Raw genomic sequence first — 14,034 nt, 5'->3', positions numbered from 1 at the left:
CTTCTAGCCTAAGCTGCATAACTTTCAAAGCCTTACCCCATGTGCTGATGGGGTTTCGACCCAACTACCTCATGGTAACAAACTCTTCCGCGCTGGTGGGGTGCAGGGCCACGGTGGCGTCGAAGTCCGCCTTGGTGGCGCCCATCTTCACCGCCACGGCGAAGCCCTGGAGGATCTCGTCCATGCCGAAACCGATGCCGTGCAGGCCGACGATCTTCTCCTCGGGGCCGACGCACACCAGCTTCATCTCGGTGGCCTGGCGGTGGGCGGTCACGGCGGTGTACATGGCGGCGAAGGAGGAGGTGTACACCTTCACATTGTCGTCGCCGTACTGGGCGCGGGCTTCCGGTTCGGTCAGCCCCAGGGTGCCGATGGCCGGGTGGCTGAACACCACGGTGGGCACCAGGGAGTAATCCATCTTGGCTTCCGGCTGGCCGCCGAACAGGCGCTCAGACAGGGCCCGGCCGGCCTTTACCGCCACCGGGGTCAGCTCGATGCCGCCCTCCATGATGTCGCCAACGGTGTAGATCCCCGGGACGTTGGTGTTCTGGTACTCGTCCACCGGGATGTAGCCGCGCTCGCTCACGGTGACGCCCGCCGCTTCGATGTTGATCTTGTCGGTGGCCGGCTCGCGACCGATGGCCCAGATCAGGGTGTCCACGTTCAGGCTGTTGCCGTTCTCCAGGTGCAGGGTCAGGCTGCCGTCCGCCTCCTTGACCACCTCCTTGGGGATGGAGTGGGTGTGCAGGGTCGGGCCCTCCGCCTCCATCAGCTTGACCAGGGTCTCGACGATCATCGGGTCGAAGCTGCGCAGCGGGGCGTGCTTGCGCACCAGCAGGTGGGTTTCGCTGCCCAGACTGTGCAGCACGCCGGCCAGCTCCACGGCGATGTAGCCGGCGCCGATCACGGCCACCCGCTTGGGCTGCTCGGTCAGGGCGAAGAAACCGTTGGAGTCGATGCCGTGCTCGGCACCGGGGATGGCCGGGATGGTGGGGCGGCCACCGGTGGCGATCAGGATGTGGGGCGCGCTGTAGTGCTCGCCGTTGACCTCAACGGTGTTGCGGTCGACGAAGCGGCCAAAGCCTTTCACCAGGGTGACGCCGTTGCTGTCCAGGCCGCGGTTGTAGCCGCCGTGGATCCGCTCGATGTAGGCTTCCCGGCTCTGCACCAGCTTGCCCCAGTCGAAGTTATTGACGGTGACGTCGAAGCCGTAGTCCGGGCCGTACAGGTTCACCGCTTCGGCCACCTGGGCGCCAAACCACATCACCTTTTTCGGCACGCAACCGACGTTAACGCAGGTGCCTCCCAGGTGCTGGGCCTCGATCAGCAGCACCTTGGCGCCGCGCATGGCGGCCCGGTTGGCTGAAGCGATGCCGCCGGAACCGGCGCCCAGTACGATGTAGTCAAATTGCTGTGCCATGAGTGGATTTCCTTTCAAAGGCCCCGTGTGGGGCGCAAAGTCGCGTTGGCGGAGTTGTACCCTGATCTGGGGGCGGGCTCAACCGCAAACAAGGGATTGCCCCTATCGGTGGGGACGGTTAGGGCGTACGACGAACCAACAGCGCCGTGGCCTCGCACTCGGAGAGGTAGTGGCAGTGGGTATCGCCCAAAGTGCGGTCCTGACAGCGGTGCAGCACGATGCCGTTGCCTCCCAAAGCCACCGCCTGGCCCTTAAGCTCGGCGACCGCCCGTCCCCGGGTGTGGCGAAACGCCTCGGCGGCGGACTCCTGGGGCCCGGGCGCTCGGGCCAGGCACCCTTCGGCCCTCAGGGCGCCGAGGATGGCCGTCTCCTCCCGGTTGAGCTGGGACTGGCCGTACTCCTTGACGCCGGCCTGGGCGGCCACCGTGGGCACCACCTGCGCCAGGTTGGTGTTCACACGCACCCCCTGGCAGCCGCTGAGCACCAGCGCCAGGCCAAGGGTCAAGCCGATGGGGCGCCATCGCCCCGATGTAGTGCACCTCATGCTTCTTACCTTCCTTGTTAAAAAGCCGGATGCTCCGATGGTACCCCAGTCGACTCGGGGAGGGCAGCCCTCCCCAGAACGCGCTCAGCCGCAGCGGCTGTCGTCACCGCAGCCGCTGCTGTCGCAGCACCCGCTGGTGGCGGGCATTGGCGTGCAGCGGCGGATCTCGGCCTCGGCACAGCAGTCGGCCTCCAGGTTCTGGGCGTGGCAGTCGCAGGGGGCGCAGGTGCGTTGGCAACGGCCCAGCAGGGTCTGCTCGGACAGGTAGTAGTCGGCAAAGCGCTGGTCAAAGGCCTCGGCGACGCTCTTCTGGGCCAGCCCGGTGGCCATCACCGCCGCCTGCCAGGCCTGCACCTTGGGGAAACCGTGCAAGAAGTCGTAGCCGGTGGCGTCCTTGATGATCTGGGCCCGATGCAGCAGCGGCAGCCAGGCGATGTCCACCATGGAGAGGCTGTCGCTGTTGAAGAAGCGGTGCTCACCCAGCACCTTTTCCACCTTGGCGAAGGCCGTGGCCAGTTTCTCGCTGCGGGTCTTAAGGGTGTCGGCGTCCTTGCTGCTTTGGGCACCGCACTGCACCAGGTACTGCTTGCTGCCCAGGTAGCTCCAGGCGCGGTTCTGGGCCTTCTGCACCGGACTCAACGCCGGTTGCAGGGCGGGGTAGGCCTCCTCCAGGTATTCGACGATGGCGTCGGACTCGAACAGGGTGTCGCCCTGCTCGGTCACCAGCAGGGGCACCTGGCCATTGGGGGAGAGGTCGAGAAACCACTGGGGTTTGTCGCTCAGGCTGATGTACTCCACCTGGTAGGGGATCCCCTTGGCTTCCAGCAGGGCGGTAACCCGCTGGACGAAGGGGCAGATGGTAAAGCTGATCACTTTCAACATGGGGAAAACTCCTCGAAGGGGCCGTCGGGGCCCGCGATTAATGTCGATTCGGGGAGTAAGACGCGGTGGGCATCAAAGGGACGCAGATTTTTTCGTGTGCGGGCTCAACACTTGCCGCAGCGGTCGCCCTTGGGCTGAAAATCCAGCACGCCGCCGCGGCCCACCTCGATGTCGCAGCAGGCGGTGAGTTTCTGGCGCAGCTGCTGGCGGGCGCGCTGCACCCGGCTCTTGGCCCCGGACAGGGAGAGGTCGAGGCGATCGGCGATGGCCTGCTGGCCCATCCCCTCCAGCTCCGCCAGCTTGAGCGGCACCCGGTAGCGCTCCGGCAGTTCGTCGATCAGCGGCACCAGGCACTGGGCCAGCTCCTGGTGGGCAAGCCCCGCCTGATCCGGCTCCGGTGCCGCCAACTCGTCGGCCTCCGGCAGAGCCTGCCAGCGTCGCTGCTGGCGGTGATGGTCCATGATGGTGTTGTGGGCAATGCGGTAGAGCCAGGCGGTGAGGCTGCCCTGGGCCCGCAACTGGTGCAGCTGGGTGTGGGCCTTGAGGTAGACCTCCTGCAGCAGGTCGTCGACGGTGGCCGAGTCGTCCACCCGCTTGCTGATGTACTGACGCAGCTGCGCCCGGTGTTGCTGCCAATGGGTTTGCACAGAATTCTCCTGCGGATGGTGGGCCAGTAGGGTCAGACGGCGGCGCCCGGCAAAAGACGCAGATTTTTTGCCGTGAGCCGGATTCGCGCTTTGGGGCCCGACTCAGCAATCATTTTACTCTGCAATGCTGCCAGGGCGATCCGGCTTCACAAAAGCGCAACGGCAACAACACAAAACGGTGGCGGATTGATCCCGGTCACAACTTGGTAAGTGGCAACGCAAATACAATTGATTCGCAATAACAACTCAACCTTGTTAACTCGAATCGCGAGCGAAGTATGATGAAGCGTTCTCTTCTGGCCCTGGTACTGGGCACCATGACCCTGGGGGCCCAAGCCGTCGAGTGGGAATTCGATCTGGGCTACGACAGCAAATACATCTCCGAGGGCCGGGACAACCTGGACCAGGGGGGGATCTACTGGGCCGGCGGTGCCGCGGCCCTGGACAACGGGCTGACCTTCAGCGCCGCCTACGGTTACGCGGCGGACTCCGATGTGGACTACGACGAGCTCAACCTGGGCATCGAGTACGGTTTTGAGCTGGCGGACTTCGGCTTCTACGTCGGCTACACCCGGCTGGAGTTTTTCGAGGATGACGAGTCCGATAACGAGATCAGCGCCGGCGTCGCCTACGGTGGCCTGAGCTGGTTTGAGCCCTTCGTGGACTACGTCTACAGCACCGAGGCGGAAGGCAGCTTCGTGGAGATCGGGATCCAGCGGGAGTTTGGCCTGACCGAGCGCCTGGCGCTGACCCCCTATGTGATCGCCGGCCTGGATTACGGCTACGCCAACCCGGACCACGACGGTCAGAACCACATGGCGGTGGGGGCCGAGCTGGCCTACCAGTTCAGTGAAAACCTGGGGATCGTCGGCGTGATCGAGCACACCGAAGCCCACCGCCAGGTGGTGCGCGACGAGGGGATCGAAGAGGAACAGACCTGGGGTGGCATTCACCTGGTGATGCAGTTCTAAGCCCCCTTGGGTGGGGCGGCATCGCCGCCCCGCTCAGCGATGATCCGGCAATGAGCTGAAGGCCTGACGGTTGGGGTCCATCGGCTCGGTGCAGGCACAGCCCCAGCTGCCGTCGGCCCGCTCCCACTCGCTGTAGGCGTCCACCCGGCACTGCTGTTGCAGCACCAGACACTCCTCCTGGCTCTGGCCCCGGTCGGTGCCAATCAACTCCGCTTCCCTGGGTTCGGTGCCGCTGCATCCGATCAGCATCATTCCGCCCAACAGCCCCAAAACGCCCCTCATCATCGCCTCCATCAGACTGAAATGCCGTAGGAAACCAAGTATGGCCAAAATGTGCGGATCCGCGAGTCAGGGGGCGAGGCCGACGTAGGGGATCCCCGCCAGGGCCACTAGATCCCGGTCGGCGGTGGCGATGTCCTCCAGATTGAAATCCGCCAGGTGGGCATGGCCGCAGGCCCGGGCCAGCACCGCCATCAGCTCCGTGGCGCTGTCCAGGTAGCGGGTGACCCGTTTGGGGCCCTCGATGCGGTCCAGGCGCTGGCGCAGGGCGGGATCCTGGGTGGCGATCCCCGCCGGGCACTGGTTGGTGTTGCACATCCGCGCGCCGACACAGCCCAGCGCCTGGATGGCGGCGTTGGCCAGGGCGATGCCGTCGGCCCCCAGGGCCAGGGCCTTGACGCAGTCCGTGGGGGTGCGCAGGCCGCCGGTGATGATCAGGGTGACCTCATGGGCCCCCTGGGCGTCCAGGTAGCGGCGGGCCCGGGCCAGGGCCGGGATGGTGGCGACGCTGATGTGGTCGCGAAACAGCAGCGGCGCCGCCCCGGTGCCACCGCCCCGACCGTCCAGGATCAGGTAATCGGCGCTGGCGTCCAGGGCGAACTGGATGTCCCGCTCCACGTGGTTGGCGGAGAGCTTGAAGCCGATGGGGATCCCGCCGGTCACCTCCCGCACCCGGTCGGCACAGCGGCGAAAGTCCGCCGGGGAGCTCAAGTCCTCGAAGCGGGCCGGAGAGACCGCCGATTGCCCCGGCGGCAGGCCCCGCACCGTGGCGATCTCCTCGGTCACCTTGTTGCCGGGCAGGTGGCCGCCGATGCCGGTCTTGGCCGCCTGACCGGCCTTGAAGTGAAACGCCTGAACCCGCCTGAGCTTGGCCTCATCGAAGCCGAAACGCGCCGGTGCCAGCTCGTAGAAGTAGCGCTGGCACTCGGCCTGCTCGGCGTCCAGCATCCCCCCCTCGCCGGAGCAGATCCCGGTGCCGGCCCCCTCCGCCCCCTGGGCCAGGGCGATCTTGGCTTCCCGGGAGAGGGCGCCGAAGCTCATGTCCGAGATCAGCAGCGGGGTGGCCAGGGTCAGGGGCCGTCGTGCCCGCGGACCCACCACCAGAGTGGTGTCCACCGACGCCGATTCCAGCAGCGGCTGGCGGGCCAGTTGAGCCACCATCAGCTGGATGGCGTCCCACTGGGGCAGGCGGGTTCGGGGCACGCCCATGGCGGCCATGGGCCCATGGGGGCCAACCCCCTCCAGCCCCTCCCGGGCCAGGCGGTGGATCCAGGCGACGTCGGGCTCTTCGGGGGTGGGTTCGGCGGTGGGGGCTTTATCCCCCTGAGCCTTTGGGGCGGTCGCTTCCCCCACCTGGTCGTCGCTGATCCTCTGGTGGCTGCCATCGCAGTAGGGCTGGTTGCCGCTTTGCTTGCACTGGCACAGGAAGGCGTCGCCATCCTTGTCCGGGGTGAAAGGCTGGGGGGTGAAGGTGGTGCCCTTGTGGGAGCCGTCGCAGAAGGGCTGCTTGGCGGACCGGCCGCAGCGGCAGAACCAGTACTCCTTGCCCTTTTGCAGCGTGACCTTGGCGGGCCGCTTGGCGGCGATAACGGGTTTGTCCATGGGAAGCTCCTGGGGGTCGACCGTGCTCAAAGCCTAGCCCAGAGTGGCACGGGCGATGGCCCCAATCGTGACCAGGGACTTGAACTTATGGGGCAAAGTCTCCATCTATTGGGTAACCCCCAATGCCCCGGGTCGCAGGTGCGGCCCCGTTCAAGGAGTCGCCATGACCAACCCGTTGATGGATCCCCAAGCCCTGCCCGCCTTCTCCCAGATCCAGCCTGAGCACGTTCAGCCGGCGGTGGAAGCCGCCCTCACCCACTGTCGGGAGACCGTGGAGCGGGTGCTGGCCCAACCGGGTCCGGTGACCTGGGAGAGTCTGGTGCTGCCCGTGGATGAGGCGGAGGACACCCTGTCCCGGATCTGGTCGCCGGTGAGTCATATGAACTCGGTGGTGAGCAACGATGCGCTGCGGGCTGCCCACGACGCCTGCCTGCCGCTGCTGTCGGAGTACAGCACCTGGCTGGGGCAGAACAAGGCGCTGTACGAGGCCTACAAGACGCTGGCGGCCAGCGAGCAGTTTGCCGAGCTCAGCCCGGCCCAGCGCAAGGTGGTGGAGAACGGCCTGCGGGACTTCGAACTGTCCGGCATTGGCCTGCCGGAGGCGCAGCAGAAGCGCTATGGCGAGATCGTCATGCGCCTGTCGGAGCTTTCCAGCACCTACTCCAACCAGCTGCTGGACGCCACCAACGCCTGGAGCAAGCTGGTGACCGATGTCGGCGCCCTGGCGGGCCTGCCGGACTCCGCCCTGGCGGCGGCCAAGCAGAGCGCCGCCCTGCGTGAGCAGGAGGGCTACCTGCTGACCCTGGAATTCCCCTCCTACCTGGCGGTGATGACCTACGCCGACGACGCCGAGCTGCGCCGCGAGGTGTACACCGCCTTCTGCACCCGGGCCTCGGACCAGGGGCCCCACGCCGGCCAGTACGACAACGGCCCGCTGATGACCGAGATCCTGGCGCTGCGCCACGAACTGGCCCAGCTGCTGGGCTTCGACAGCGCCGCCCACAAGTCACTGGCCACCAAGATGGCCGAGGCTCCGGATCAGGTGGTCAGCTTCCTCAATGAGCTGGCGCTGGCCTCCAAGGGCCAGGGCGAGGAGGAGCTCAAGACCCTGACCGCCTTCGCCCGGGCCGAGCACGGCGTCGAGTCGCTGAACGCCTGGGACGTCACCTACTACGCCGAGAAGCAGAAGCAGCACCGCTACCAGATCTCCGACGAGGCCCTGCGCCCCTACTTCCCGGAAGACCGGGTGCTGTCCGGCCTGTTCCACACTCTGGAGCGGCTGTTCGGCGTCAAGGTCACCGAACGCACCGGGCTGGACACCTGGCACCCGGACGTGCGCTTTTTCGATCTGCTGGAGGCCGACGGCAGCGTCCGGGGCAGCTTCTACCTGGATCTCTACGCCCGCCAGAACAAGCGTGGCGGTGCCTGGATGGACGACTGCCAGGGGCGCCGGGTGCGCGCCGATGGCGAGCTGCAAAAGCCGGTGGCCTACCTGACCTGCAACTTCAACGGCCCGGTGGGAGATCAGCCGGCGCTGTTCACCCACGACGAGGTGGTGACCCTGTTCCACGAGTTTGGCCACGGGATCCACCATATGCTGACCCGTATCGAGGACGCCCCCGGGGTGGCCGGCATCAACGGCGTGCCCTGGGACGCGGTGGAGCTGCCCAGCCAGTTTTTGGAGAACTGGTGCTGGGAGAGCGACGCCTTGGCGGAGATCTCCGGCCACTTCGAAACCGGTGAGCCCCTGCCGGCGGCGATGCTGGAGAAGATGCTGGCGGCCAAGAACTACCAGAGCGCCATGATGATGCTGCGCCAGCTGGAGTTCGCCCTGTTCGACTTCCGCCTGCACCTGGAGTACGCCGACCTGGAGGGCGACAACCCCATCCAGGGGATGCTGGACCAGGTGCGTGGCCAGGTGGCGGTGTTCCAGGCCCCGGCCTTCAACCGCTTCCAGCACGGCTTCAGCCACATCTTTGCCGGCGGTTACGCCGCCGGTTACTACAGCTACAAGTGGGCCGAAGTGCTCTCCGCTGACGCCTTCTCCCGGTTCGAGGAGGAGGGGATCTTCAACCCCGAGGTGGGGGCGGACTTCCTGCACCACATCCTGGAGATGGGGGGCAGCGAGGAGCCCATGGCGCTGTTTACCCGCTTCCGCGGCCGGGCGCCGCAGATCGATGCCCTGCTGCGGCACAGCGGCATCGCCCAGTAAAGCATCACGGCGCCGAAAGGCGCCGTTTTTCTTTCTTTACATGCACTTACTTGATTTTGTCCGCGGCTGAGGGCACCTTGGGGGTGTGCGACAGGATGTTGCCAAGGAGTCGGAAATGGATGCCGTATTACGTCGTTGGGGCAAGGCCCTGGTGTGGTGCAATGCAGTGGGTCTGGTGTTGGCGCTCTATGGCCTGCTGCGCCAGTTCAGTGGTGCCCCGCCCCTGTGGGAGGGGGGCAGCCTGGTCTGGGAGCCGGGCTTTCTGATGGGGCTCGGGGTGGTGCTGATGCTGCCCCAGACCCTGTTCCTGGTGGCCCGTCACTGGCTGACCGATTAGAGCCGCAGACGCAGCGACAGGCTGGCGGCGTGCTCATCGGGTTCCCGGGTAACCTGGGTGCCCAGCCCCACCCTGGGGGTCAGGTAGTAGAACAGTCCCATCACCTGCCGTGACCGCCACTGGCCCTGAAAGTCGTGCCCCGCCCAGCGCGCCTCCCCCTCCAGGCCCTCCCACAGCCGGGTTCTCAACTCCACCGCCGCCATCGGTGCCAGCTCGCTCTGGCGCTCTCGATGCAGGGTGTCCATGCCGCTGGACAGCACCAGATCCCATTGGCCGTCCAGGGCCACTCTATACCCCAGCTGCACGCTGTAGCGCTCCTGGCTGCCCAGGTGCTCCTCATCCTTGGGATCCAGGGTGGTGATGGCGTCCAGGCCCACCAGCCAACGCTCCGCCAGGTGAAAACGGGCGCCGCTGAAGCGGATCATCGGACTCTGCTGCTCCTCACTGCGCCACTGGGCCAGGGCCAGCTGGGCGTAGTTGTAGGCCACCGGGGTCACGTAGCGGCACAGGGGCCAGCACTCCGCCCGGACCGGCAGCGCGGTGAACAACAACAGTGCGATTGGGAGGAGCAGTGCCTTGTGCATGGTCAGAACGGGATCTTGGGTTACGTAGAGATAAGTCGACCATTGAATTCAAAAAGTTAACGGCGCGTTGCCGGGGCTTTTCCAGCCCGGGGCCGCGCTCGGAACGGCGCTCAAAATGGGGATTCACAGCGTTTATGGCGTCATAGGGGTGAGTGAGACTCGAGCCCGATTCTGCCAATACCGGTCATGAAGGTAAAACTGGCTAAAAAATAGTGAGTTAGCAGCAAAATGCGGAGAGAAAACTGGCCAAAACCCCCCGGAAGCAATCCACAAGCGATTGTTATGTAAGAAATAATTTGACAGCTACTGTGATCTTCCGCTCAGATGGCAGGCCCGCTTTCTGCTTTGATATGCCCTATCCGAATCTACGGCATGTCACTGCTGTGCGGAAATGGATGGGATCCAGACTTTAAGGGATAACAAGATGAACAAGTCGGAATTGTTCAAAGCGCGGGAACAGCGCATTTTATCAGCCGCCCTCACTACGGCCCGGAGCAAAGGGGCGTTGGACTTCCGCATGGCGGATGTCGCACGCGCCGCGGAATGCTCCGTTGGCACCCTCTACGGGCACTTCCTCAGCAAAGAAGACATGATGGCCGCCCTGGTTCAGGTCAGCCTGCACCACCGTCACCAGTGGATCGCCCGTCTCAACGAGCTGGATCTGACCCCCATGGAGCGCTTTGTCGTGCTGATGGTGTCGGAGCGCATCCGTTTGAGCCAGGACGAGGTGCTGGCCCAGCTGGAGCTGCTGGTCAGCCACACCGAGCTGTGGCGCCGTGCCGCGGATCAGCGTCAACTGGCCCTTAAGGGGATGGTGGACGAGCTGGTCAAGGCGCTGGAGGCGATCCTGCAGGACGCCCGTCAGCAGGGGCTGCTGGCCCTGAACGACGGCGAGTCCGCGGCCCTGGTGGCCCGTGCCCGCGCCCTGATGCTGGGCTTCCAACTGCAATCCAGCCGCCAGACCCTGGCGCCCACCCCGGAGCTGGCGGAGATCCCGGTGCTGATGGAGGCCATCGCCGGCCTGCTGACCAGCGTCGGCCTCAGCGAAGGCCACCCGGACTGGCGCAACCGCTGCGTCCGCGCTCTGGAGCATTGGCAACCCCAGCCGGAGCCGGAAACATTGGAAGGCAGCGCCGCCTAAGCGCTCACTTGCAGGGCTCCCGGTGATCCACTAACCTGCCGCAGATCACCCGAGGAGCCCTATGTCCACCTTCGTATACCTCGATCCCGACAGCGCGTCGCCGGAGCGATTGGCCAGCTTGGCCGAACGCTGGCAACTGGTGCACCGGGATGACGCCCCCTTTCGCCTCACCGTCGAGCAAGACCACCTGCGCCTCTATGACCGTCGCCAGCCGAAGCTGGGGGCCATCGAAGTGGATCTGGTGGGCGGCGCCGTGGCCCACCGGCGCAAGTTCGGCGGCGGCCGGGGCCAGGCCATCGCCAAGGCGGTGGGGCTGAAAAGCGGCGCCTGCCCCCAGGTGGTGGACGGCACTGCCGGCCTGGGACGGGACGCCTTCGTGCTGGCCAGCCTGGGCTGCCAGGTCACCCTGGTGGAGCGCCACCCGGTGGTGGCCGCGCTGCTGGAGGACGGCTTGCGCCGGGCCGAGGCGGACCCGGAGATCGGCCCCTGGGTGGCCCAGCGGATGCGCCTGTTTCCCGGCAACAGCCTGGAGGCCCTGGCCCGGTTGGAGGGCCAGGTGGAGGTGGTGTACCTGGACCCCATGTACCCTCACCGCGCCAAGTCGGCCCAGGTGAAAAAGGAGATGCGGGTGTTCCAGGAGCTGGTGGGGGCGGATCCCGACGCCGACGGTCTGCTGGCCCCGGCCCTGGCATTGGCCAGCAAGCGGGTGGTGGTCAAACGGCCCGACTACGCCGAACCCCTGGCTCAGCAGGCCCCCACCATGGCCATCGACACCAAGAAAAACCGCTTTGACGTCTACGTCAAAGCGGCAATGGAGTCCGGGTGATCAGAGTATGGGCGGCGCCTGATCGCTGGCGCGTCGTCCCAGGCGGTGGCGCCTATCCTGTCCCTGCAAACCGTAGCGTTGGAACTGGCGTCGGTCGATGGGGTCCCGTCGTTCGCCTTTACGGCGCTCGGTGGCAATGGCAATCATGGTCGATTCCCTCCTTCTGCACCTGGTTAAGTGTAGCGCCTTTGTTTGGGGGGCGTGGATGCGCTGCCATTGGCTGACCCCCATGGAGGCCCCGTTGGCCAGCCGTTTCTACGCCGGCGAGGGGCAGAAGGAGAAGGTGCGCCGGGATGAGCGGGTGGCGGTGTGCCGGGGACCCGACGGCGCGATCTGTGCCGCGGTACGCTTCAGTCCGCGCCAGGACCACCATCTGATGCGCGCTTTGAGGGTGGCCCACAGGGCCCAGGGCCAGGGGGTGGCTCGCACCCTGATGCGCTTTGCCCTGGACCAGGCCCCCAGCCCCCTTTGGAGCTTCGCCCTGCCCCCGCTGGTGCCCTTCTACCGGTCGCTCGGTTTTGAGCCGGTGACCGAATCGGCGGCGCCGGAGGCGATCCTCGGCCCCTTGCGGGCCTACCAACAACACCAGCCCCTGGTGCTGCTGCGCTACGCCGACTCCAGCCCCAGCAGCTGACCGATCTCCGCCACGTTGTCCGCCACCTGGGCCGCGATGGTGCGGGCCTTGCCGGCGGCGTGCTCCGCCCGCTGATCCAGCTGCTGCATCGTCTGTTCGAAGCCGTCCAACTGCGCCACCTGCTCGTGGGCGCTGACCGCACTCTGGCGGGCCGCCACCGTGGCGCTTTGGGCCTGGTCCCGCACCCGTTCCAGGGTGCACTTGAGCCCCTCGGCACCGCCCACCTGGGACAGGGCCGCCTGACGGATCTGGTCCATGTGGCCGGTGAGGCTGGCCTTGGACTGGTCCAGCCGGGCGAGGATGGCGAGGATCTGGTTGAGGGAGTTCTGGGTGCGGTTGGAGAGGTTGCGTACCTCATCAGCCACCACCGCGAAGCCGCGGCCGTGCTCGCCGGCCCGGGCGGCCTCGATGGCGGCGTTGAGGGCCAGCAGGTTGGTTTGATCGGCAATTTCACTGATGGAGTCGATGATGCTGGTGACGTCCCCCACCGAGCCGGTGAGCTGATCCAGGGCCTGGTGGCAGGCGAGGATCTCCGCCTCCGTTTGCTGGGAGCTGGCCACCAGGGTGTCGATCTGACCCAGGCCGCTGGCCATCTGCTGTTCGGTCTGGCGGGCCGCCCCGGCCACCGAATCGGAGGCCTGGTCCACCTCCCGGGCCAGGCGGGCCAGCTGGTGCATCGCTCCCCGGGTGTCCGCCACCGTGGCCCGGTTGCGGGTGCTGTCCTCGCTGACGGCGTCGATCTCGCTGATAAGGCTCGACAGCTGGGCGGAGATCTGCCCCATCTGCTGGCGCTCGCGCTCATCCTCGTCCGCCATCCGGGTCAGCAGGGTGTTGAAGTGGCGGGCGATCTGACCGGTTTCGTTGCGGTTGGCCAGATCGGTGATGGGGTCGCGCCGATCCGACTCCACCAGCTGGCGGAACGCCGACTGCAGGCGATGCAACGGCTTGACCAGCATCAGCTGCTGCACCAGGGCCCAGATCAGGGCGTAGGCCACCAGGGCGGTGGCAATGCTCAGCATCAGGCCATTAAGTTGGCCCTTGAGGGCGGTGTGGGCGTCCTGCTGGGCGGCCACCAGGCCGCTGAGGCGGTCGCGGATGGCGGTGATGTCGGCCTGGATCGCCCGCTGCAGTTCGCCGTTGGTGGCCAGCACCGACTGGGTGTTGGCCAGCTCCTTGCGGTAGCGGCCGGCCAGGCTCACCAGCTCCGCCTGGTACCCCTCCCCCAGCTCCTCGGGCTCGTTGTCCGCCAGGGGATCGTCGTTGTCCTCCACCTCACCGTACAGCCCCAGCAGCGCCAGGCCGCTGAGCTCCTCCCGCCACCGCTCCAGGGCGGTCAGGGCTGCCTCGAGGGCCGGATCCGGCTCGCTGGTGGTCAGCTGTGCCAAGGCGGTGCGCTCGCGCAGGGTCTGGATCAGCTCCGGCAGGGCCAGGGCCAGGGTCAGGTGACGCTGGGCCAGGGTGGGGTTCTGAGCCAGCCCGGATTGGGCGTAGCCCCCCAGGTAACGGGCATTGGCCAGCAGGTTGCGTTCGGCGTTGGCCAACAGACCCCGGGGATCCCCGGCCAGTTTGCCCGCCGCCCGGTAGGGGCCGGCCAGATCGGCCCGGAACTGGTCCAGTTCGGCCCGGGCTTCGCCGGTGAGGGTGTCGGGAAAGGCGGCCAACTGTTGATTCAACTGCTCGGCCTGTTGCTGGGCCTGGCTCAGCAGGCTGGCGTCGCCGCTTTCCAGGTAGCGGCGCAGGGTGGGCGCCAGCTGCTGGCGAAAGCCGTTCTCCAGCGCCCCCAGGGTGCGCGCCTGTTGGTCCAGCCGGTCACGCTGGCCGTTGCTCCACCACTGGGTGGCCAGCAGGGCCGCGGCGAACAGCAACAGCAGCCCGGAGGAGATCAGGGCCAAAGCACGGATGTTCATAACGATTTCTGAAATCTTTGGGGTGCCCCAAGGCTACGGCAGCCAGGT

The 14,034-nt window shown here is 66.5% G+C and carries 15 protein-coding genes; 6 read left to right on the top strand and 9 right to left on the bottom strand.

Features of this window, described 5'->3' with window-relative positions; genetic code table 11:
- Window positions 1-64: 64 nt before the first annotated feature.
- The 4 genes from gorA to sigZ form a co-directional block, all read right to left on the bottom strand.
- Window positions 65-1,420 (bottom strand): glutathione-disulfide reductase, encoded by a 1,356-nt coding sequence (gene gorA / locus KUV81_RS18830; RefSeq protein WP_222545442.1) that lies wholly within the window; start codon window positions 1,418-1,420, stop codon window positions 65-67.
- A 118-nt stretch (window positions 1,421-1,538) separates the two neighbouring features.
- Window positions 1,539-1,964 carry a hypothetical protein gene (locus KUV81_RS18825; protein ID WP_222545441.1) on the bottom strand — a complete coding sequence of 142 codons (426 nt, stop codon included), beginning with the start codon at window positions 1,962-1,964 and terminating at the stop codon, window positions 1,539-1,541.
- A gap of 84 nt (window positions 1,965-2,048) precedes the next feature.
- On the bottom strand, window positions 2,049-2,846 hold the full coding sequence (locus KUV81_RS18820) for a glutathione S-transferase family protein (protein WP_222545440.1): 798 nt from the start codon (window positions 2,844-2,846) through the stop codon (window positions 2,049-2,051).
- Between the two features lie 104 nt (window positions 2,847-2,950).
- Window positions 2,951-3,493, bottom strand: coding sequence for an RNA polymerase sigma factor SigZ (gene sigZ / locus KUV81_RS18815; RefSeq protein WP_222545439.1), 543 nt, complete (start codon window positions 3,491-3,493; stop codon window positions 2,951-2,953).
- A 281-nt stretch (window positions 3,494-3,774) separates the two neighbouring features.
- Between sigZ and KUV81_RS18810 the strand changes: the two genes are divergently transcribed.
- Window positions 3,775-4,464: a hypothetical protein gene (locus KUV81_RS18810; protein WP_222545438.1), complete on the top strand. Its 690-nt coding sequence runs from the start codon at window positions 3,775-3,777 to the stop codon at window positions 4,462-4,464.
- Window positions 4,465-4,497: 33 nt separating this feature from the next.
- On the opposite strand, the gene KUV81_RS18805 is transcribed toward KUV81_RS18810, so the two are convergent.
- On the bottom strand, window positions 4,498-4,746 hold the full coding sequence (locus tag KUV81_RS18805) for a hypothetical protein (protein WP_222545437.1): 249 nt from the start codon (window positions 4,744-4,746) through the stop codon (window positions 4,498-4,500).
- Between the two features lie 66 nt (window positions 4,747-4,812).
- Window positions 4,813-6,345, bottom strand: coding sequence for a glutamate synthase-related protein (locus tag KUV81_RS18800; RefSeq protein ID WP_222545436.1), 1,533 nt, complete (start codon window positions 6,343-6,345; stop codon window positions 4,813-4,815).
- 163 nt (window positions 6,346-6,508) lie between these two features.
- Here KUV81_RS18800 and prlC point away from each other — a divergent pair, with 163 nt between their 5' ends.
- Together prlC and KUV81_RS18790 are read left to right on the top strand one after the other, a co-directional pair.
- Window positions 6,509-8,557, top strand: coding sequence for an oligopeptidase A (prlC, locus tag KUV81_RS18795; RefSeq protein WP_222545435.1), 2,049 nt, complete (start codon window positions 6,509-6,511; stop codon window positions 8,555-8,557).
- A gap of 115 nt (window positions 8,558-8,672) precedes the next feature.
- Window positions 8,673-8,894, top strand: a complete 222-nt coding sequence (locus tag KUV81_RS18790; RefSeq protein WP_222545434.1) for a hypothetical protein — start codon at window positions 8,673-8,675, stop codon at window positions 8,892-8,894.
- Here the strand turns inward: KUV81_RS18790 and KUV81_RS18785 are convergent.
- On the bottom strand, window positions 8,891-9,442 hold the full coding sequence (locus KUV81_RS18785; protein WP_222545433.1) for a hypothetical protein: 552 nt from the start codon (window positions 9,440-9,442) through the stop codon (window positions 8,891-8,893). The genes KUV81_RS18790 and KUV81_RS18785 overlap by 4 nt on opposite strands.
- A gap of 427 nt (window positions 9,443-9,869) precedes the next feature.
- Between KUV81_RS18785 and KUV81_RS18780 the strand changes: the two genes are divergently transcribed.
- The gene (locus KUV81_RS18780) at window positions 9,870-10,619 is read left to right on the top strand and encodes a TetR/AcrR family transcriptional regulator (protein WP_315900106.1); all 750 of its coding nucleotides are present in this window, start codon (window positions 9,870-9,872) and stop codon (window positions 10,617-10,619) included.
- Window positions 10,620-10,680: 61 nt separating this feature from the next.
- Window positions 10,681-11,445, top strand: a complete 765-nt coding sequence (locus tag KUV81_RS18775) for a class I SAM-dependent methyltransferase (protein ID WP_222545431.1) — start codon at window positions 10,681-10,683, stop codon at window positions 11,443-11,445.
- On the opposite strand, the gene KUV81_RS18770 is transcribed toward KUV81_RS18775, so the two are convergent.
- Window positions 11,446-11,592, bottom strand: coding sequence for a hypothetical protein (locus KUV81_RS18770; protein ID WP_222545430.1), 147 nt, complete (start codon window positions 11,590-11,592; stop codon window positions 11,446-11,448).
- A gap of 58 nt (window positions 11,593-11,650) precedes the next feature.
- Here KUV81_RS18770 and KUV81_RS18765 point away from each other — a divergent pair, with 58 nt between their 5' ends.
- A complete protein-coding gene (locus tag KUV81_RS18765; RefSeq protein ID WP_222545429.1) occupies window positions 11,651-12,079 on the top strand; it encodes a GNAT family N-acetyltransferase in 429 nt (142 codons plus the stop codon).
- On the opposite strand, the gene KUV81_RS18760 is transcribed toward KUV81_RS18765, so the two are convergent.
- Window positions 12,052-13,986 carry a methyl-accepting chemotaxis protein gene (locus tag KUV81_RS18760; protein ID WP_222545428.1) on the bottom strand — a complete coding sequence of 645 codons (1,935 nt, stop codon included), beginning with the start codon at window positions 13,984-13,986 and terminating at the stop codon, window positions 12,052-12,054. The genes KUV81_RS18765 and KUV81_RS18760 overlap by 28 nt on opposite strands.
- Window positions 13,987-14,034 lie beyond the last annotated feature (48 nt).

Origin of the sequence: Ferrimonas balearica, from assembly GCF_019802085.1 — a bacterium.
GTDB classification, from domain to species: Bacteria; Pseudomonadota; Gammaproteobacteria; order Enterobacterales; family Shewanellaceae; genus Ferrimonas; species Ferrimonas balearica_B.
Note: the sequence above shows the minus strand (reverse complement) of the source record. Positions and strands in the feature narration are given on the sequence as shown.

What these genes read in the sequence shown, in the direction of transcription:
- gorA (WP_222545442.1), bottom strand. Translation starts at nt 1,420, where the DNA reads ATGGCACAGCAATTTGACTACATCGTACTGGGCGCCGGTTCCGGCGGC.
- KUV81_RS18825 (WP_222545441.1), bottom strand. Translation starts at nt 1,964, where the DNA reads ATGAGGTGCACTACATCGGGGCGATGGCGCCCCATCGGCTTGACCCTT.
- KUV81_RS18820 (WP_222545440.1), bottom strand. Translation starts at nt 2,846, where the DNA reads ATGTTGAAAGTGATCAGCTTTACCATCTGCCCCTTCGTCCAGCGGGTT.
- KUV81_RS18810 (WP_222545438.1), top strand. Translation starts at nt 3,775, where the DNA reads ATGAAGCGTTCTCTTCTGGCCCTGGTACTGGGCACCATGACCCTGGGG.
- KUV81_RS18805 (WP_222545437.1), bottom strand. Translation starts at nt 4,746, where the DNA reads ATGAGGGGCGTTTTGGGGCTGTTGGGCGGAATGATGCTGATCGGATGC.
- KUV81_RS18800 (WP_222545436.1), bottom strand. Translation starts at nt 6,345, where the DNA reads ATGGACAAACCCGTTATCGCCGCCAAGCGGCCCGCCAAGGTCACGCTG.
- prlC (WP_222545435.1), top strand. Translation starts at nt 6,509, where the DNA reads ATGACCAACCCGTTGATGGATCCCCAAGCCCTGCCCGCCTTCTCCCAG.
- KUV81_RS18790 (WP_222545434.1), top strand. Translation starts at nt 8,673, where the DNA reads ATGGATGCCGTATTACGTCGTTGGGGCAAGGCCCTGGTGTGGTGCAAT.
- KUV81_RS18780 (WP_315900106.1), top strand. Translation starts at nt 9,870, where the DNA reads ATGGATGGGATCCAGACTTTAAGGGATAACAAGATGAACAAGTCGGAA.
- KUV81_RS18775 (WP_222545431.1), top strand. Translation starts at nt 10,681, where the DNA reads ATGTCCACCTTCGTATACCTCGATCCCGACAGCGCGTCGCCGGAGCGA.
- KUV81_RS18770 (WP_222545430.1), bottom strand. Translation starts at nt 11,592, where the DNA reads ATGATTGCCATTGCCACCGAGCGCCGTAAAGGCGAACGACGGGACCCC.
- KUV81_RS18765 (WP_222545429.1), top strand. Translation starts at nt 11,651, where the DNA reads ATGCGCTGCCATTGGCTGACCCCCATGGAGGCCCCGTTGGCCAGCCGT.
- KUV81_RS18760 (WP_222545428.1), bottom strand. Translation starts at nt 13,986, where the DNA reads ATGAACATCCGTGCTTTGGCCCTGATCTCCTCCGGGCTGCTGTTGCTG.